Raw genomic sequence first — 18,906 nt, 5'->3', positions numbered from 1 at the left:
CCGGCTCCCCGCCGGGAGCGTCACCATTGGCCCGGTGAACACCGCACAGAGCAGGTACGGATCACTCGTCGGGATCGCCGCCGCCGCTGTCGCGATCGGCTCGGCCGAGTTGGTCGCCGCGGCGACCGGACCCCGGTCGGCCCCGCTGGTCGCGGTCGGCGCGGTCGTGGTCGACGTGGTACCCGAACCCCTCAAACAGTTCGCCATCGACGTGTTCGGTGTCCACGACAAGGTCGCGCTGCTGGTCGGCACCGGTGTGCTGTTGACCGGGTTCGCCGCGCTGATCGGTATCCGCGCGCTCCGTGTCGCCGCCGTCGGCTACCTCGGCATCGCTGGCTTCGGCCTGATCGGCGCGGTCGCGGCGCTGACCCGACCGGGCGCCGGGGTAGCCGCCGCCCTGCCCTCGCTGCTCGGCGCGGCTCTTGGCGCCGGGGCGTTCCGCTGGCTACGGGTGATCCTCGTACCGCGCCCCTGGCCGGACGCCCCCCTGGCCCGGAAGGAAGGGCCCCTTGTACAACCGAATGCGATAACAAGGGGCCCTTCCTTACCCGAGCAGGGGGGTGAGGAGCGGCGTCGGTTCCTGACCGGGGTGGCGGCGACGCTCGGCGCCGCAGCGGTGGGCGGGTTCGGTGGGCGCTGGCTCGGCACCCGGCGGGGCGTCTCGGACGCCCGTGCGGCGGTGATCCTGCCCGCGCCGGCCAGCCCGGCGGCGCCCGTGCCCGCCGGCGCCGATCTCGACCTGACCCAGCTCGCGCCCTACACGACGCCGAACAGGCAGTTCTACCGGATCGACACCGCGCTGGTCGTGCCGCAGGTCGATCCCGAGAAGTGGAAACTGCGCATCCACGGTCGGGTCCGGAACCCGATCACGCTGACCTACGCCGACCTGCTCGACCGCCCCCTGATCGAACGGGACATCACCCTCGCCTGCGTCTCCAACGAGGTCGGGGGCGACCTGATCGGCAATGCCCGCTGGCTCGGCGTACCCCTGGCCGACCTGCTCGACCAGGCTGGTCCGCTCGACGACGCCGACCAGGTGGTGGGGCGCTCGGCCGACGGCTGGACCTGTGGCACCCCGACCTCGGTGCTGCGCGACGGCCGGGACGCGATGCTGGCGATCGGGATGAACGGTGAACCGCTTCCGGTCGAGCACGGCTTCCCGGTCCGGGTCGTGGTGCCCGGACTGTACGGCTACGTCTCCGCGTGCAAGTGGGTGGTGGAGCTGGAGCTGACCCGGTTCGCGGACTTCGACGCGTACTGGGTGCCACGCGGTTGGGCGCCGGAGGGGCCGATCAAGACCCAGTCCCGAATCGACACGCCCCGGCCACGTAACCGCCCGGCCGCCGGCCCGGTCACCGTCGCCGGGGTGGCGTGGGCGCAACATCGGGGCATCAAGCAGGTCGAGGTGCAGGTTGACGGGGAACCGTGGCAGCCCGCCACCCTCGCCCCGACCGCCTCGATCGATACCTGGGTGCAGTGGTCGTGGCGGTGGGAGGCGACCCCCGGCGAGCACACCCTTCGGGTACGGGCGACCGATGCCACCGGCGCGACCCAGTCCGGCGAGCCCCGACCGGTGGATCCGGACGGCGCCACGGGTTGGCACAGCGTGCGGGTGACCGTCCGCTGACGGCTGTACGTCCGCCCGGGACGGGCGGGTTCGGACGGGACGGGCGGGTTCGCACGGACGCCGATGCCGGGACGGACACTGGGTCCGGACGGGGTGCTCCCGCCGGACCCAGCCTGAGTGGAGTGCGTGGACGTCAGCTCGCGGCGCGTTGGGCCGGCACGGTCGAACGGAACGGGCGGCCGAGGCGGGCCTCCAGTCGGGCGATGTCGACCCGGGTTCGGCGTCGGTCGGCGAGATCCTCCCAACCGACGGCGAGCAGCCGTAGCCGTTCGGACTCGCTGAAGCCGCCCCAGACGCCGTACGGCTCGCGCACGGTCAGCGCGTGGGCGGCGCACTCGGCCCGTACCGGGCAGGTGCCGCAGACCTTCTTCGCCCCCGCCTCGCGGCGGTTACGGGACGCACCGCGTTCACCGTCGGGATGGAAGAACTGCGCGGTGTCCCGCCCTCGGCAGGCACCGAACCGTTGCCATTCCCACAGATCGACGATGGGTCCGGGCAGTCTGCGTACGTTCGACATCTGCAACCCTCCTCCCGCGGCACCGACGGACACTCGACCAAGGCCGGTGTCCGGGCGGCGGGCCGCGTAGACACACCCGATTCCGGCCTCAGATCGGCCATACCCAGCCCGTCGCCGAATCACACGTCCCGGGACCCCGCAACCTGATCATTTCTGTCCCCGTGCGGGGTCGTCGGTGGCCTCTGCCCGGGACGGGTCTTACCGCCCAGCCGGCGCGAGCTGGGCCGCAAGTCGGTGCAACCGGCCGGAACGGGCAAAAACTTTCCTTTCCATCAGCCGGAAACTCGTCATGATCAGTGGCGGTCGTGGTCTGCTCGTACGTGGGGAAAGGAGACCACTGTGCGTACTGTCCTCGTCTGTGTCCGGACACCGCTCGCGGCGCAGAGCGTCGCGTCCGCCGCGGCCCGGCTCGGGCTGGCGGCCGTGGTGCGTACGGCGATCTCCGATCCCGAGGTGATGCTTCGGCTCTCCGAGCGGCCGGCGGACGTGCTGCTCGTGGACACCGCGCTCACCCGGCCGGACAGCGTCGGCTTCACCCGGCGGGTGTTGGCCCGTGCGCCCGGCGCAGCGATCCTGCTGCTCGGGGCGGAGGAGCCCGGGGTGGCGGCGGCGGTCATCGCCGCCGGTGGCCGGGGTCTGCTGCCCGGCACCGACCATGATCTGGTGAGCGTGGTGGCGAAGGCGATGCTGCTGCTCAGCACCCCGGGTCGGGGTGGTCGGGGCACGGGGCTGACCGGTGCCGGCGGTTCGAATGCGCCCGCCTCACCGGCGGAGGTTCCCGGCCGGACCGCCGCCGAACGGTTGCCCAACTCCGCCTCGCGTGTGCCGGCCCGCCCCGGCGCGGTGCCCGCCGGTACCGGGACGACGGTCGGCCCGCCTGTTGGTCCGGTGGAACCCACCGGTCGCGCCGAGTCGGTCGACGACGGCGGTCCCGGTGGTCCGCCCGGCGGGCCGACCGTCGTCCCGGTCCAGCGGGGTGAGGACGGGCCCGGCGGGTCGGGCGAGCGGGGCGCCGTCGAGGGGGACGCGACCGCTGTCGAGGGGGCCGATCCCCGGACCAACGTGCCGCCGGAGAACCGGTACGGGACGCCGCGTCGCAGTGACCCCGCCAACGCCGGTGGCTACGGCCGGCCGGTTGCCGCGACCGCCGGTGCGGGTGCCGCCGCCGGCCCGGCCCGGAGGGCCGCGCTGACCGAGCGGGAGCTACAGGTGCTGCTCGGCATGGCCGACGGCAAGAGCAACGCCGAGATCGGGCGGGAGCTGTTCGTCTCGGAGGACACCGTCAAGACCCATGCCCGCCGGTTGTTCCGCAAGCTCGGCGCCCGGGACCGGGCGCACGCCGTCGCCGCCGGTTTTCGGGCCGGTCTGGTTGCCTGACCGTACGGTCGCCGACCGCCGTGCGGTCAGCTCGTCGGTTCGTCCTCGTCGTCGGTTCCCTCGGCCAGGGTGTCGTGCACGCCGTCGGCGTAGCCTCGGGCGTACTCCCAGGTGACGTAGTGGTCCGGATCGGGGTCGAAGGCCGGCTCGTGCACCCGGGGTCGGCCGGAGCTGAGCAGGTGGCGGAGGTTGCCCCGGAGCAGGTCCCAGTCGAAGTAGTGCGGTTCGTGACAGTCCTCGCACTCGATCACCAGGCCGCGGACCCCGGTCGGACCCAGTAGCGCCTGGTAGATCTCCAGGTCGGCAAGGTCCTCCAGGACGTCCTGCCGTTCGACCTCGGAGAGCGGATCTAGCTGGGCGTCCTCCGCAGGGTCGTCCAGTCCCGCCGACGGATCGGCGGGGTCACCGTTGAACGGGTCGATCGGCTCGTCGTGCACCCCTCCACCGTAGTCGCAACGGCGCCTGTCGCGCCCACCCTCGTCGCCCGGCCCGCCGCGTCCGCCTTCCGGTCCCGGGGATCGCGGTCCATGCGGTGCCGCTCGCCACCGCCCGCTCGTGCCGGACCGCCGCAGCTCACTGGGTACGATGAACCATCGCGCCGCAACGTCCGGACACGCCGAGGCGTGTGTCCACGGCACCCGGCCAATCCCGAACCACCAGCTCAGGGAGAACTCGTGGACCACTCACCCACCCATCTTCCGACGGGCAGCGGCGACGCCGACCAGTTCGGTGGGCTCGTGCCCGAGTTGCCCTTCGGTTCCGCCCGCGCGGTTCCGCTCGGCCTCACCTTCGACGACGTGCTGTTGCAGCCCGCCGAGTCGGACATCGTGCCCAGCAAGGTGAACACCGTCACCCGGATGACCCGCAACGTCTCCATCTCCATCCCGCTGCTGTCGAGCCCGATGGACACGGTGACCGAGGGTCGGATGGCGATCGCCATGGCCCGCCAGGGTGGCATCGGTGTCCTGCACCGCAACCTGTCGATCGAGGACCAGGCGCTCCAGGTCGACCTGGTCAAGCGCTCCGAGGCCGGCATGGTGACGAACCCGATCACCTGTAGCCCGGACGACACGCTCCGCGACGTCGACGCGCTCTGCGGGCGTTACCGCATCTCCGGGGTGCCGGTAACCGACGCCAACGGTGCCCTGGTCGGCATCGTCACCAACCGGGACATGCGTTTCGTCACCGACGGCGACACCCCGGTTCGCGACATCATGACGCGGATGCCGCTGGTCACCGCGACCGTCGGGGTCACCAAGGACGAGGCGTTGGAGCTGCTGCGTCAGCACAAGGTGGAGAAGCTGCCGATCGTCGACACCTCCGGCCGGCTGCGCGGGTTGATCACGGTCAAGGACTTCGCCAAGAGCGAGCAGTTCCCGAACGCCACCAAGGACGACGCGGGCCGGCTGCGGGTCGCGGCGGCCGTCGGGGTCGGCGAGGACTCGTACAAGAGGGCACAGACGCTGGTCGAGGCCGGTGTGGACGTGCTGATCGTGGACACGGCCCACGGTCACCAGCGGGCCGTGCTGGAGATGGTCACCCGGCTGAAGAAGGACACCGCCGTCGACGTGATCGGCGGCAACGTCGCCACCTTCTCCGGGGCGAAGGCCCTGGTCGAGGCGGGTGCCGACGCGGTCAAGGTCGGGGTCGGTCCGGGCGCCATCTGCACCACCCGGGTGGTGGCCGGGGTCGGCGTGCCGCAGATCACCGCGATCATGGAGGCGGTCCGGGCCGCGCGGCCGGCCGGTGTCCCGGTCATCGCCGACGGCGGTATCCAGTACTCGGGCGACATCGCCAAGGCGATGGTCGCCGGGGCCGACACGGTGATGCTCGGCAGCCTCCTCGCCGGTTGCGAGGAGAGTCCCGGTGACCTGCTGATCATCAACGGCAAGCAGTACAAGGCGTACCGGGGGATGGGGTCGCTCGGTGCGATGCAGTCCCGGGGCCAGGCCCGCTCGTACTCCAAGGACCGCTACTTCCAGCAGGACGTGACCAGCGAGGAGAAGCTGGTTCCGGAGGGCGTCGAGGGTCAGGTGCCGTACCGGGGGCCGCTGGCACAGGTCGCCCACCAGCTCATCGGTGGGCTGCGGCTCGCCATGGGGTACGTCGGCGCGGAGAGCATTCCCGAGCTGCACCGCCGGGGCCAGTTGATCCGGATCACCGCGGCCGGGCTCAAGGAGAGTCACCCGCACGACATCCAGATGACCGTCGAGGCACCGAATTACCACACCCGCTGACCCGCGTCAGCGGCTCGCCGCCAACCTTCTCACCCGCTGGAGCACCCCATGCGTGACGTGGTCGAAATCGGGCTCGGTAAAACCGCGCAACGCGGTTACCACCTGGACGACATTGCGATCGTGCCGAGCCGTCGTACCCGGGATGTGGACGACGTCTCCACGGCCTGGCAGCTCGACGCCTACCCGTTCCGGATCCCCTGTGTGGGGCACCCGTCGGACGCGACCATGAGCCCCACCTCGGCTGCCGCCCTGGGTCGGCTCGGTGGGCTCGGCGTGCTCAACGTCGAGGGCCTCTGGACCCGGTACGAGGACCCGACCAAGATCCTGGAGGAGCTGAGCGGGCTGGGCGAGGACGCCCGCACGACCCGGCGCCTGCAGGAGGTCTACGCCGAGCCGATCCGGCCCGAGCTGATCACCGAGCGGGTCCGGCAGATGCGCGAGGGCGGCGGCACGGTTGCCGTCCGGGTCTCGCCGCAGCACACCCTGACGCTCGCCCCGGTGATCCTCGACGCCGGGGTGGACATCCTGGTCATCCAGGGCACGCTCGTCTCGGCGGAGCACGTCTCCACCACCGACGAGCCGTTGAACCTGAAGGAGTTCATCGCCGACCTCGACCTGCCGGTGGTGGTCGGTGGCTGCACCGACTACAAGACCGCGTTGCACCTGATGCGGACCGGCGCGGCCGGCGTGATCGTCGGCCTCGGTGGAGACGAGTGGTCGACCACCGAGTCGGTGCTCGGCATCCGGGTGCCGATGGCGACCGCGATCGCCGACGCTGCGGCGGCCCGCCGGGACTACCTCGACGAGACCGGCGGACGGTACGTCCACCTGATCGCCGACGGCGACCTGCGTACCTCCGGGGACATCGCGAAGGCACTCGGTTGCGGGGCCGACGCGGTGATGCTCGGCGAGCCGCTCTCGCTCTGCGACGAGGCGCCCGCCGGTGGTGCCTGGTGGCACCCGGCGGCCAGCCACCCGGACCTGCCGCGTGGCGCGTTCGGTGTCGCCGAGGAGTCGCTCGGTTCGATGGAGCGGCTGCTCTACGGTCCGGCCGACGAGCCGGACGGTCAGCAGAACCTCTTCGGCGGGCTGCGGCGGGCGATGGCCAAGTGCGGCTACCGCGACCTGAAGGAGTTCCAGAAGGTCGGACTGGTGCTCGACCTCGAACGCTAGGCACCACGGGCGGGGGCGGGGGGGGGGGGGGGGGGGGGGGGGGGGGGGGGGCGGCGGGGGGGGGCGGGGGGGGGGCCCCCCGCCCCCGCCCCCGCCCCCCCCCCCCCCCCCCCCCCCCCCCCCCCCCCCCCGCGCCCTAGGCTCGTCGGGTGACTCACGGTCGATGGCTTCGGAGCGGATCTGAACGTACGGCGGGCGGCGCACGCCCGGTCGTCGCGCTGGCGCTGGTCGGCGTACTGACCTTGGCGGTGGGTGCCTGTACGGGATGGGGTGACCCTGGATCGTCGCGTGCCGGGGGTTTCCAGCCCGGCGCCGACGGGGCCGGTGATCCTTATTTCCCCACCTACGGCAACGGTGGCTACGACGTGGCCAACTACGCCCTGACGGTGCGGTACGACCCGGCGAGCGATCGGCTCACCGGCACCGCCACCATCACGGCGACGGCCACCGCGAACCTGTCCCGGTTCAACCTTGACCTGGTCGGGTTGACCGTCAGCGCGGTGACGGTGGAGGGCGACCGGGCCGAGTTCCGCCACCACGAGGGGGAACTGGTCGTCACCCCGGAGCGGGGCCTGGCCCAGGACGGCCGGTTCACCGTCGAGGTGACGTACGACGGGGTGCCGGAGCCGGTCGACAGCCCGGATCTCGGCGAGGGTGGTTTCATGGCGACCGCCGACGGGGCGATCGCGCTCGGCCAGCCGGAGTCGGCCAGCACCTGGTTCCCGGTCAACGACCACCCGCAGGACAAGGCGAGCTACGAGATCGCGGTGACCGTCCCGGAGGGACTGAGCGCGTTGAGCAACGGCGTGCCGGGGGAGCGGTCGACGGCCGAGGGCTGGACCACCTGGCGCTGGTCCGAACGGACACCGATGGCGAGTTACCTGGCCATGCTGGTGATCGGCGACTACCGGGTACGCCAGGGCGTACACGCCGGCAAGCCGCTGGTGACGGCGGTGGCGTCGGGCCTGCCCGAGGGTGGGCCGGCCGAGGTGTCGCTGAACCGGACCGGGGAGATCGCCGACTTCCTGGCGACGCAGTTCGGCCCGTACCCGTTCGAGGCGTACGGCGGGGTGGCGGTCGGCGACCGCCGGATCGGCTACGCGCTGGAGACCCAGGCCCGGCCGGTGTACGGCCCGGCGTTTTTCACCTCCGGTCCCAACGACTCGGTGGTGGCGCACGAACTGGCCCACCAGTGGTTCGGGGACAGTGTGTCGGTTCGCCGGTGGAGCGACCTCTGGTTGAACGAGGGCTTCGCCACCTACGCGGAGTGGCTCTGGGCGCAGCATGACGGTGGGGTGACCGCGCAGCAGGCGTTCGACCGGGGGTACGCGGCAACGGACTGGTCGAAGCCGGCGCTCGACCCCGGCCGGTCGGCGCTGTTCGGGCGGCCGGTGTACCAGCGGGGCGCGTTGGCCGTGCACGCGTTGCGGCTGACCGTCGGCGACGAGGCGTTCTTCCGGATCCTGAGGACCTGGACGGCGGAGAAGCGTAACGCCAGTGTGGTCACCGGCGACCTGGTCACGGTCGCGGAGCGGGTCGCGGGCCGCCCGCTGGGTCCGCTCTTCGACGCCTGGCTCTCCGGCACCACGGCTCCGCCGCCTCCGCCGCCGGTGGCCTGACCGGGGTGGTTACCGGGCAACCACGAGTTCCGGGTTCGCGGCGAGGTAGGCGTCTGCCCGGCCGGCCCGCAGTTCGGTGAGGAAGCGGGTGCCGACCTGGGTGAGTTGTTCGCCCCGGTAGGCGTCGCCGTCGCCGACCGAGGTGCCGGGGAGTCCGACCATGGTGATCGCCTCCGGTCGTAGCCCGCTGAGGGCGAACGCGAAGTCGACCACCCGCTGGTTCCGGCCGCTGAAGGTGAGCGTCTCGCCCAGCGCGCGGAGTGTCTGGTCGAGCCGGTCGGGGTCGCGGGCCAGTTCCTCGCTGACCACCTTCGCGACGATCGCCTTGATGAGCTGCTGTTGGTGGCGCTGCCGGGCGTAGTCGCCCCCGGTGGTGTAGCGCTGCCGGGCGTAGTCCAGCGCCTGCCAGCCGGTGAGGTGCCGGTCGCCCTTCTCGTACACCATCTGCGGTCCGACGTACCCGTCGCCGTTGGTGTTGCCGGGCCGGTGTTTGCCGTTCGGCTGCCGGTGCTGTGAGACGACGCGTTGGTCCACGTAGAGGTCGATCCCGCCGAGTGCGTCGACCAGGTTGTCGAAGCCGCCGAAGGTCAGTACGGCGCTCGCGTCCCATTTCGTGATGCCGGTGTACCGGCTGACCGTCGCCTCGACGAGTTCGAGTCCCTGCGCGGTGTTCGGTTTGCCGTTCCCACCGTTGACCTTGCTGCCGTAGCTCATCGCGTGGGTCAGCTTGGTCTGTTGGCCGGGGAACTTCGCCTTCGCGAAGGGTGGGATGTCCACGACCAGGTCGCGGGGGAGCGAGAAGAGGTACGCGCGGTCCAGTTCCCGGCTCACCTGCATGATCAGTACCGCGTCCGCGTGCGGCTCCCAGGCCGGTTCGCCGACCCGGGTGTCGACGCCGACCAGGAGCAGGTTGAGTGGCCCGCGCAGACCGGCACCGGGTTCCGGGGTGGGGCTGGGGGTCGGCGTCGGCGAGGCCAGCGTTCCGGAGGTGTTCGTGCCGGACCGGTCTGCCGGGGTGCTCCGGTCGGGACCGCGGAGCATGGTGGTGGTGACGGCGGCTCCGGCGACCAGTAGCGCGACCACCACACCACCGGCGGCCCAGGTGATCCGGCGGCGTCGGAGCCGGCCCTTGGTGGCGTTTTCGGGCGCGTCGTCCGGTCCGTCCTCTGGCGCCCGGTGTTGTCCCGCCTCCGCCATGATGTCGGCTCCTTCCGGTCGGCCGTCATCGGCCTGCTCGTTGACCCGTGGTGCCGGCCGCGTGATAGCGGCAACCGTAATTCGTTTCGGTAACCTCTTGACAAACGCTTCGGCACCCTACTAGGAGAACGTCGTGGTGGTGCCTGAGGTTGCGTGTTCCGGCTGTTCAGATGATCGTGACCCGTCTCCGTCGGCCTGTTCCGTCGCTGCCGGCGGGCTGCCCGGCCCGGTCGGCGCGGCGGGTACGGGCCGCTCCCGGTACGCCGCGATTGGCTCCTGATCCGGGTGACTAGGTAGGCTTCCTGCACATGAGCACGCCGCGCCCCGTTCTGGTGGTTGACTTCGGAGCCCAGTACGCCCAGCTCATCGCCCGTCGGGTGCGGGAGGCCAAGGTCTATTCCGAGATCGTGCCGCACTCCATGCCGGTGGCCGAGATGCTGGCCCGAGACCCTGCCGCGATCATCCTCTCCGGCGGACCGTCGAGCGTCTATGCTCCCGGTGCCCCGCAGGTGGACCCGAAGCTGTTCGACGCGGGTGTGCCGATCTTCGGCATCTGCTACGGATTCCAGGCGATGGCCCAGGCGCTCGGTGGCACCGTCGCCCACACCGGGGGACGGGAGTTCGGCGGCACCGCGCTGAGCCCGACCGCCGACGGCGGTGTGCTGCTGCGCGAGCTGCCGGCGGAGCTGTCGGTCTGGATGAGTCACGGTGACTGTGTGACCGAGGCGCCGGCCGGCTTCGCGGTGACCGCCGCCTCCGCCGGTGCGCCGGTGGCCGCGTTCGAGGATCTCGCCGGTCGCCGCGCCGGGGTGCAGTTCCATCCCGAGGTGGGGCACACCGCCCACGGGCAGACCATGCTGACCCGCTTTCTCTACGACGTGGCCGGGATCGAGCCGACCTGGACGCCGAGCAACATCATCGACGAGCAGGTTGCCGCGATTCGGGCGCAGGTCGGGGAGAAGGAGGTCATCTGTGGCCTCTCCGGCGGGGTCGACTCGGCGGTCGCCGCGGCGTTGGTCCACCGCGCGGTCGGGGACCAGCTCACCTGTGTCTTCGTCGACCACGGCCTGCTGCGGTCCGGCGAGGCCGAGCAGGTGGAGCAGGACTACGTGGCGGCGACCGGGATCAAGCTGAAGGTCGTGGACGCGGCCGACCGCTTCCTCGACGCCCTCGCCGGGGTGACCGACCCCGAGCAGAAGCGCAAGATCATTGGCCGGGAGTTCATCCGGGTCTTCGAGGCCGCCGCGCGCGAGGTGGCCGCCGCCGGGGACGTGGAGTTCCTGGTCCAGGGGACCCTCTACCCGGACGTGGTCGAGTCGGGCGGTGGCACCGGTACGGCCAACATCAAGTCCCACCACAACGTCGGCGGGCTGCCGGAGGACCTGAAGTTCGCGCTGGTGGAGCCGCTGCGCACGCTCTTCAAGGACGAGGTACGGGCGCTCGGTGTCGAACTGGGGCTGCCCGAGGAGATGGTCTGGCGGCACCCGTTCCCCGGACCGGGCCTGGCCATCCGGATCATCGGCTCGGTCGATCGTGAGCGGCTCGACCTGCTCCGCGCCGCCGACCTGATCGCCCGTGAGGAGCTGACCGCCTCTGGCCTGGACCGGGACGTCTGGCAGTTCCCGGTGGTCCTGCTCGCCGACGTACGCAGCGTCGGGGTGCAGGGCGACGGGCGCACCTACGGGCACCCGGTGGTGCTCCGCCCGGTCTCCAGCGAGGATGCGATGACGGCGGACTGGTCGCGGTTGCCGTACGACCTGATCGGCCGGATCTCCACCCGGATCACCAACGAGGTGCCCGAGGTGAACCGGGTGGTCCTCGACGTCACCAGCAAGCCGCCGGGCACCATCGAGTGGGAGTAGCCCGGCCGAGTCACGCCGCCGGCGGGGCTCCGGGCGTACCGGGGCCGGGCTGCTGCCAGCCCGGGGCCGGCGGTGACCAGCCGGGTGCCGGGTGTGGCCAGGCGGGTGCGTCGGCCGGCTCGACCGGCATCAGGAACCACATCACCGGGTAGGCCAGCAGCGCGATGCCGCCGCTGAGCACCACGACCACGGCGAAGATCACCCGTACCAGGGTCGGGTCGACCGCTAGGTAGCGACCCAGCCCGCTGGCAACCCCGGCGATCATCCGGTCCGTGGTGGGCCGGCGAAGCTGCCGGTACGGCGGCTGCCGCGTCGGGTACTCCAACGGCGGCGCCTGCCACGGTGGGGCCTGCCGCGGTGCTTCCCGGTACGGCGGAGCCTGCGGCGGCGGTGACTGGGGTGGCGGAGTCTGGTGCGAGGGTGTCTCGGTCATGACTCCACGGTCCTCGGCGGCCACTTCGTCGGCCTCGGTGACCGCCCGGATCCTTACCCTGACTGTCCCCCGAAAGTGTGGCTAAGTGTCAGGAATCTGACTCAGTTCATCGACCCGAAGCATGATCCGGGGAGAATTTTGCCCTGTGACCCCTGCGCTTGAGCCGATTCGTAGGATCGCGGCCTACGCCGTTTGTACAGATTCCGAGGACCGGGTGTTGCTGGTACGCGCCTCGTCCCGGTCCGGTACCCCCGGTGTGTGGTCGCTGCCGGGTGGCGCGGTCGACCACGGTGAAGATCCCAACCACACGGTCGTCCGGGAGACCGCCGCCGAGACCGGACTCTCGGTCTCGGTCGCCGGCCTCATCGACGTCCTCGCCGACATGCGGTCGCTGCCACAGCGAGGTGTCACGATCCACACCGACCGGCTGCTCTACCGGGTATCGGTCCGGGGCGGCACGCTCTGCGACCGGATCGGCCAGCCGACCGACCTTGCCCGCTGGCACAGCCTGGACGAGGCGAAGCAGTTGCCGCTGCGCCCGTTCACCGCCCAGGCGCTGGAACTGCCCGAGGGTCCGATCGACCTCTGCCCGGACGAGGCGCCGGACTTCCCGTCGTTCTACGCCGTACCAGGACCGGACGGGCTGCACCGCGCGCAGCGCTTCGCCGCGTACGCGGTGGCGACCGACCCGGCCGGTCGGGTGCTGCTCACCCGGGTCGCGGACGGTTATCCGGGGGCCGGTTGCTGGCACCTGCCGGGCGGCGGCACCGACTACGGCGAGCAGCCGGGCGCGGCGCTCATCCGCGAGCTGGTCGAGGAGACCGGCCAGCGGGGGCGGCTGGTCGAGTTGCTCGGCGTGGCGAGCCACCGGGACGCCGCCTCGCTGGGCCCGGAGGGTTATCCGATCGACTGGCACGGCGTACGGGCCTTCTACCGGGTCGCGGTCGACGCGCCCGCGCCGCCGACGGTGGGGGACATCGGCGGGTCGACCTCGGAGGCGCGCTGGTTCGGCCCGGACGAGCTGGACGCGCTCCCCGTCGAGCGGCTCACCGAGGTGACCGCCGAGGCGGTCCAGGCCGCGCGTCGCGCCTGATCCCTCACCGGCCACCTGTAACCCGTCGGGGCGTCGCCGGGCGCGGTCGCGGGGGCCTCTACCCTGCCTGATTCTGCCGGTCCGGGGTCGTCGGAGCTAACCTCGTGATCAACGGTTGTCGAGACGGGGCGAGGGTGCTGATGCGGCGGCGGATCGGGGTATACGGATTATGCCGGGATGACCACGGTCGGGTGCTGCTTGCCCGGTCGTCGGCTACCGCCGGCATCGTCGGGATCTGGCAGCTCCCGGGCGGCGGGGTGGCCCAGGGCGAACACCCGGCGGCGGCGTTGGTCCGCGAGTTCGCCGAGAAGACCGGCCTGGCAGTCGAGATTGTCGAGGTGGAGGCGGTGCTCGCCGACGTGAGCCGGCTCGGCGGCCCGGACGAGGAGGTGCACACCGACCGGGTCGTGTACCGGGTCCGGTCGGTCGGCGGTGTGCTGCCCTCCGAGGCTCACGGCACCACCGACCTGGTCGCCTGGATCCCGCCGGAGCGGCTGCCTGACCTGCTACTGATGCCGTTCACCGCGGAACTGCTCGGTCAGCCGGTGACCCCGTTGCCGGAGCCACCGCCCGGGTCGGTACGGCGACCGCTGCCACCCCTGCCGCCCGACACCGTCCAGCGCTTCGCCGCGTACGGCCTCGTCACCGACCCCGGCGGGCGGGTGCTGCTCACTCGGATCGCGGAGGGCTATCCGGGCGCCGGTCGCTGGCACCTGCCGGGCGGCGGCACCGACCATGGTGAGCAGCCGGCCACCGGGTTGCTTCGGGAACTGGTGGAGGAGGCTGGTCAGCTCGGGCGGGTCACCGGTCTGATCGATGTCACGCACCGGCACAGCCGGGCCGCCCGGGGGCCGGAGGGCCGGCCGATGGACTGGCACAGTGTCCGGGTGACCTACCGGGTCGAGGTGGATGTGCCGACCGAGGCCCGGGTGACCGAGGCGCCGGGCGGATCGACCGACAGCGCTGCGTGGTTTGCTGTCCCGGAGGCGGTCGGGTTGCCGCTGACCGACGTCGCGTCGCGGGCGCTGGAGGGCCTGCGCAGGGCAAACTTCGCCGAAATGACCGTTGTGGATGATTCCGATACACTGGTTCCGTGGGTGTCGGGTCCCACGACGGAGGGATAACACCCGGGATAGGGTTTCTGGGCGGATCGCGCGGTATGCGAAAAATGCTCCGTCGCCAACTCTCGCCAAGGCGCTTCCGTCTGTGCGATGGTGTAGGCCGCAAAAGCTTGCCGGCCAACAACCCCAGGACCCCGGCATGAGCTGGCCGGGTCGTCACCATCGGTGGCGGTCGAGTCGATCGGGTAATGGAGGAAACGTGCCGAGAGCCCCTTGGCGTCGGCGTCACACGACGGACAACCCCCGCCCAGCAGGGCGTCGCTGGGCCGGGCAGCTGCGCCGTGGTGGTGCGTTCGCCCGCCAGGTGCTGCTGGTCCGGGTCGCGCGTCGTGACGACGAGCGGGGCGGTATGACCGCCACCGTCATCCGACCCGGGCAGGACTACCCCGGTGATCCACGCGCCCAGTTCCCGAGCCACTACGGCATCGACCGGTTGACCGAGGCGGAGATCGAGTCCGTCGTACCGGTCAGCCCGGCGATCGGACCGATGGGCCCGGTCGACGACGTGGTGCAGCCGATGGCGATCCCGCTGCTGCCGGGCGAGCGGACGGTCGCCCGGCGGTTCAAGTTCGCGCTGGTCAACGGCTGCACCCTGGCCAGCCTTTCGCTCGGCATGCTGGCGATCTTCCTGGGCATGCGGGGCGACGTACGGACCGCGGCCTTCTGCCTGATCGCCTGCGTGGTCTTCGACGGACTCGACGGCGCGCTCGCCCGCAAGCTCGGGGTGGCCAGCCCGTTCGGTGCCCAGATGGACTCCTTGGCCGACATGTGCTCGTTCGGCCTGGCCGCGCCCGTGGTGGTCTACGCCTCGCTCGCCGGTACGGTCTCCACTCCGGCCGCCGCGCTCGCATGTGCCCTGGTGGCGGCGTGCGCGGCGATCCGGCTGGCCCGGTTCAACGTCTCTCCCAAGGACGGCCGGTTCTTCTGCGGCGTACCGACCACGATGGCGGCGGCGGTGCTCGCCCTGGTTGTCCTGATCGGGCTGCCGGTTCCCGGGACGATCCAGATCGCCGGGGTCGCGCTGCTGGCCTTCGCGATGGTCTCCAGCTTCCCGTACGCGAAACTCGCCCGCCTGGTGAAGCTGCCGCCGTGGGTCTGGCTGGCCCCGGTGGTCGGCGCCCTGGTCGACGTACGACTCACCTTCGCGCTCCTGGTCGTCGGCTACCTGGCCAGCGGGCCACTGCTCTGGCTGCGGCAGCGCCACACCGCCTGACCCAGCACGCCGCCGCCGGCACCAGAAAACGCTCAGGGCGCTCCGGGTTCTCCCGGGGCGCCCTGAACTGTCGGTACCGTCCTCAGTGCCAGCGCGCGATCACCGACGCCCCACCGATCACCCGGTCGCCAGGCCCCACCAGCGGGTCGGCGGCGTCGGAGGGCAGGTAGACGTCGGTACGCGAGCCGAAGCGGATCAACCCGATCCGCTCACCCTTGGCCAGCAGCGCCCCCACCGGTGCCCGCTGCACGATCCGGCGGGCGATCAGACCCGTCCGTTGCGCCACCACGACCGTGCCGCGTTCGGTGTCCAGCACGGTGTACGCGGCCACGTTGTGTTCCGCGTCCGGCTTCATCGCTGCGGCGAAGCCACCGTCGGCGACGAAGTAGTCGACCACCTTGCCGGCCACCGGGGACCGGTTCACGTGCACGTCGAGCACGGAGAGGAAGACCGCGATCCGGAGGAATTCGCCGTCGCCGAACCGTTCGTCGGTCAACCGTTCGACCGACAGCACCCGACCGTCGGCCGAGGCGACCACGGTGGAGTCGTCCTCCGGCAGATCCCGCTCCGGGTCCCGGAAGAACGCGGCCACGGGGGCGGCGGCCAGCGCCGGCACCAGCCAGAGCCGGGACTTCGGCCGGGCGATCTTGGCGAGCGCGGCCAGCCCGAGCGCGATGCCGGCGGCGGCGACGCCGTTGGAGTCGATGTGCATGGTCCGGGTGATCGGGACGCTGGAGGGGCGGTAGGCGGGCGCGAGCTGCCCCGCCGCGGCCACCTCCGCCGGGGTGAACCGCAGCCGGTGCACCCGCAGCGGCGGCTGGTTGCGCAGGACCAGGTCGGTACCGACGCCGAAGAGGGCCGCCTGCCGGTCGAGTTCGGCACCCGCCCCCTCGGTCTGTCCGGGCAGCGCCGGCGCGGCCACGGTCAGCACCCCGCCCTTGGCGACGTGTGTACCGAGGTCGGCGAGGGCGGCCCGGGTCTCCTCGACGGTGCCGGTGAACGGGGTGGCAACCAGCACCACCTCCGCCGTACCGGCGTCGGCGAGCGTGTCGATGATCCGTACCCGGTCCGACACCCACGGACCCCGGGCGGAGATGTGCGTACGTAGTGCCTCGGCGTCGTACGGCACGGCCGGTACGACGGTGAGCGTGTCGCCGGGCAACAGGGCGCCGATCACCGCGCCGAGCACCGCGGAGTCCGCCTCCGCCCCGACCAGGAGCGCGGTCTTCGACCCGTGGTGTCGGGCCAGTTCGGCGGTGAGCGTACGGGCGGCCCGCTCGCCGAGGCGGACCGGACCCTGTCCAGCGGGGGTGGGCACGGCGGGGGACTGGGTCATCGGGGGCGAGCTCCTCGGTGGGTGAAGGCGGGAGAGCACGACTCGTCCCGGCGGGGCCGTAACCGGGCGCCTGACGCGGACCGGCCGGCGGAGGTGGAAACCTCCGCCGGCCAGTTTATGCACGAGTGGCCACGGTCCACAGCGATCGGTATCAGTCCCGGTGATCGTCGGCCCGTGCCTGGTCCGTGCCGGCCAGGTCGACGGCGGTCGGAGCTACCGGCTCCAGATCGAGGGTCGGGTCACCACCGGGGGTGGGTTCGGTCGCCGGCCGCCCCGACCGCAACGCCCCGAGCAGGCCCAGTACGCCGACCAGGATCAGGGCACCGGCCAGGATCCAGCCCACCGCCGGCAGGGAGAGATCGAGGACCTGGGCGACCAGCCACCAGGCGGCGATCCCCAGGAAGATCAGGGAGAACGTGAGGGAGACCCCGTCGGTCCGGTGCGCCTTCATCGGTAGACCTCCGCATCACCAGCGTTGACGTGCAGGAACAGGCGGAGTTTGCCGCCGCCGACACCATCCGGGCCGAGATCGGTGACCTGGCGGGAAGGATTGTTCACACCACTCCACCGGTCGCCGAAGATGCGGGCGTCACCGGCGTTCACCTCCGCGTCCGTGGTGACGTCCACGTCCGGCGGCACGATCACCCGGAGCTTGCCGAAGTTGACCCGTACCGTCACCTGGACGTCCCGGTCGGTGAAGTCGACGTTGCTGAGGTCGAGGGTGCCGTCGCCGAACCTGTTCTCGTACCGGGTCGCGAGTTCGTCGACGCTGTTCGGCGACCAGACCGCCTGCCCGTCCGGGCTGTGTGACGGTTGGACGGACTGCGCGATCGTGGAGATGCCGAGCGCCGATGACGCGACCAGGCCGAGTGCGATCAGCCACCGGGCCCGGCCGAACCAGGCGCCGACCAGGAGCCCGAGTCCGATGGTGATCAGAGCCGCCGCGAAGTAGGCGGAAGGGCTGACCTCGACCACGTTGGTGGTGTCCAGGATGACCACCACACCCATCGCCACGAAGATCAGCGAGAAGGTGGCGGCACCGAGCGGGGACCGTTCGCGTGGCGGCTTCGGCGGCTTCGAGGGCTTGCCCGTGGGCGGCCGGAAGGCGGGGCCGGAGCCGGCGTACGGGCCGTGCGGCGCGAACGGCGGACGGTAGCCGCTCGGCAGGGGACCGCTCGCCGCCGGGGTGAGCGGGTTGCCAGGGCCGGGGGCCGGCGGCCATCCGGCCGGAGGTACGGCGACCGGGCCGGCGGCTGGCGGCGCGGTCACCGGTGCGTGACCCCCCGGGTACGCCGGGCCGGGTGCAGCGGGGTAGGCCGTCGTGGGGCCGCCCGGGTATCCGGGGTGGGCGGGGGGCGCCGGCCGGTACCAGTCCGGGTACGACTCGGCCGGCGCTCCGAAGGGCGGGGGTCCGGCGGTGGGCCCGAATCCCGGTGCCGGGCCGGGCGGCGCGTCGGCCGTACCCGACGTACGGGCGTTCCGGTTGAGCAGCAGCGCCCCGCCGATCAGGATCGCCGCGCCGAGCATGATGGCCCGGAACGAGTCGGTCACGATCAGGCCGAACATCACCGCGACCAGCACCCCGAGGATGATCACGGTCACCGGGGACATGCTCGACCGGCCCCGACCCAGCATCGACTCCACCGGCGAGGCGCTGTCTCCCTCGGCCGGGATGATCAGCCAGGCGGCCAGGTAGACCAGCACACCGATGCCACCGAAGAAGCCCAGTACGGCGAGGAGCACCCGCCAGAGGATCGGATCGGTGTTGGTGGCCCGGCCGATCGCGGCACAGACTCCGGCGAGGTAGCGCCCCTCGCGGGGGCGGACCAGTCCGTACCGGGAGGTGAAGCCGGCCGGGCCGGTGGGTGGTGGGCCGGGGGGCGGCGCGTACCCCCACGGGGGTGGGGTGTCGCCCGGCGGCGGGCCGTCGGGGGGTGGGGTGTGATCGGTCCGGGGTGTTTCGTCCGCGTCGGCCGGCGCATCGGCTCCGGTGGCGCTCGTGGGCGAAGATGCCGGACCGGGCAGCGGAGGCTGCGGCGGATCGGCGCTCTCCGTCGGGGCCGGTCGTCCTGACGCGGCAGCTTCTTCGGTCATGTTTCCG

At 72.0% G+C, this 18,906-nt stretch carries 16 protein-coding genes; 9 read left to right on the top strand and 7 right to left on the bottom strand.

Going from position 1 to position 18,906, the window contains the following annotated elements:
• Positions 1 to 34 precede the first annotated feature (34 nt).
• Positions 35 to 1,627, top strand: coding sequence for a sulfite oxidase (locus tag ACIBF5_RS05505; protein WP_396808423.1), 1,593 nt, complete (start codon positions 35 to 37; stop codon positions 1,625 to 1,627).
• A 133-nt stretch (positions 1,628 to 1,760) separates the two neighbouring features.
• On the opposite strand, the gene ACIBF5_RS05500 is transcribed toward ACIBF5_RS05505, so the two are convergent.
• Positions 1,761 to 2,144: a WhiB family transcriptional regulator gene (locus tag ACIBF5_RS05500; RefSeq protein WP_396808421.1), complete on the bottom strand. Its 384-nt coding sequence runs from the start codon at positions 2,142 to 2,144 to the stop codon at positions 1,761 to 1,763.
• A 339-nt stretch (positions 2,145 to 2,483) separates the two neighbouring features.
• Here ACIBF5_RS05500 and ACIBF5_RS05495 point away from each other — a divergent pair, with 339 nt between their 5' ends.
• On the top strand, positions 2,484 to 3,521 hold the full coding sequence (locus tag ACIBF5_RS05495) for a response regulator transcription factor (protein ID WP_396808419.1): 1,038 nt from the start codon (positions 2,484 to 2,486) through the stop codon (positions 3,519 to 3,521).
• A gap of 26 nt (positions 3,522 to 3,547) precedes the next feature.
• On the opposite strand, the gene ACIBF5_RS05490 is transcribed toward ACIBF5_RS05495, so the two are convergent.
• On the bottom strand, positions 3,548 to 3,958 hold the full coding sequence (locus ACIBF5_RS05490; protein ID WP_396808417.1) for a DUF5319 domain-containing protein: 411 nt from the start codon (positions 3,956 to 3,958) through the stop codon (positions 3,548 to 3,550).
• Positions 3,959 to 4,267: 309 nt separating this feature from the next.
• On the opposite strand from ACIBF5_RS05490, the gene guaB reads away from it, so the two are divergent.
• From guaB to ACIBF5_RS05475, 3 genes are all read left to right on the top strand, one after another.
• Positions 4,268 to 5,758, top strand: coding sequence for an IMP dehydrogenase (guaB, locus tag ACIBF5_RS05485; RefSeq protein WP_396808828.1), 1,491 nt, complete (start codon positions 4,268 to 4,270; stop codon positions 5,756 to 5,758).
• A gap of 48 nt (positions 5,759 to 5,806) precedes the next feature.
• Positions 5,807 to 6,931: a GuaB3 family IMP dehydrogenase-related protein gene (locus ACIBF5_RS05480; protein WP_396808415.1), complete on the top strand. Its 1,125-nt coding sequence runs from the start codon at positions 5,807 to 5,809 to the stop codon at positions 6,929 to 6,931.
• 149 nt (positions 6,932 to 7,080) lie between these two features.
• Complete coding sequence (locus ACIBF5_RS05475) at positions 7,081 to 8,550, top strand: M1 family metallopeptidase (RefSeq protein WP_396808413.1); 1,470 nt, start codon at positions 7,081 to 7,083, stop codon at positions 8,548 to 8,550.
• A 9-nt stretch (positions 8,551 to 8,559) separates the two neighbouring features.
• Here ACIBF5_RS05475 and ACIBF5_RS05470 read toward each other — a convergent pair whose 3' ends face one another.
• Positions 8,560 to 9,747, bottom strand: coding sequence for an LCP family protein (locus ACIBF5_RS05470; protein ID WP_396808411.1), 1,188 nt, complete (start codon positions 9,745 to 9,747; stop codon positions 8,560 to 8,562).
• Positions 9,748 to 10,055: 308 nt separating this feature from the next.
• On the opposite strand from ACIBF5_RS05470, the gene guaA reads away from it, so the two are divergent.
• A complete protein-coding gene (guaA, locus tag ACIBF5_RS05465; protein ID WP_396808409.1) occupies positions 10,056 to 11,609 on the top strand; it encodes a glutamine-hydrolyzing GMP synthase in 1,554 nt (517 codons plus the stop codon).
• A gap of 10 nt (positions 11,610 to 11,619) precedes the next feature.
• On the opposite strand, the gene ACIBF5_RS05460 is transcribed toward guaA, so the two are convergent.
• Positions 11,620 to 11,934, bottom strand: coding sequence for a PspC domain-containing protein (locus ACIBF5_RS05460; RefSeq protein WP_396808826.1), 315 nt, complete (start codon positions 11,932 to 11,934; stop codon positions 11,620 to 11,622).
• Positions 11,935 to 12,187: 253 nt separating this feature from the next.
• Between ACIBF5_RS05460 and ACIBF5_RS05455 the strand changes: the two genes are divergently transcribed.
• The 3 genes from ACIBF5_RS05455 (at position 12,188) to ACIBF5_RS05445 (ending at position 15,469) form a co-directional block, all read left to right on the top strand.
• Entirely contained in the window at positions 12,188 to 13,135 is a 948-nt protein-coding gene (locus ACIBF5_RS05455; protein WP_396808407.1) for an NUDIX hydrolase, read from the top strand.
• Between the two features lie 134 nt (positions 13,136 to 13,269).
• Positions 13,270 to 14,259, top strand: coding sequence for an NUDIX hydrolase (locus tag ACIBF5_RS05450; RefSeq protein ID WP_396808405.1), 990 nt, complete (start codon positions 13,270 to 13,272; stop codon positions 14,257 to 14,259).
• Positions 14,260 to 14,455: 196 nt separating this feature from the next.
• Positions 14,456 to 15,469 (top strand): CDP-alcohol phosphatidyltransferase family protein, encoded by a 1,014-nt coding sequence (locus ACIBF5_RS05445; protein ID WP_396808403.1) that lies wholly within the window; start codon positions 14,456 to 14,458, stop codon positions 15,467 to 15,469.
• A gap of 82 nt (positions 15,470 to 15,551) precedes the next feature.
• Here the strand turns inward: ACIBF5_RS05445 and ACIBF5_RS05440 are convergent, their stop codons facing one another.
• From ACIBF5_RS05440 to ACIBF5_RS05430, 3 genes are all read right to left on the bottom strand, one after another.
• Positions 15,552 to 16,805 carry a phosphatidylserine decarboxylase gene (locus ACIBF5_RS05440; RefSeq protein WP_396808401.1) on the bottom strand — a complete coding sequence of 418 codons (1,254 nt, stop codon included), beginning with the start codon at positions 16,803 to 16,805 and terminating at the stop codon, positions 15,552 to 15,554.
• 151 nt (positions 16,806 to 16,956) lie between these two features.
• Complete coding sequence (locus tag ACIBF5_RS05435) at positions 16,957 to 17,256, bottom strand: hypothetical protein (protein ID WP_396808399.1); 300 nt, start codon at positions 17,254 to 17,256, stop codon at positions 16,957 to 16,959.
• Complete coding sequence (locus ACIBF5_RS05430) at positions 17,253 to 18,899, bottom strand: PspC domain-containing protein (protein WP_396808397.1); 1,647 nt, start codon at positions 18,897 to 18,899, stop codon at positions 17,253 to 17,255. Before ACIBF5_RS05430 ends, ACIBF5_RS05435 begins: the two co-directional genes overlap by 4 nt.
• Positions 18,900 to 18,906 lie beyond the last annotated feature (7 nt).

This window comes from Micromonospora sp. NPDC050417, assembly GCF_044458865.1.
GTDB lineage: Bacteria > Actinomycetota > Actinomycetes > Mycobacteriales > Micromonosporaceae > Micromonospora_G.
Note: the sequence above shows the minus strand (reverse complement) of the source record. Positions and strands in the feature narration are given on the sequence as shown.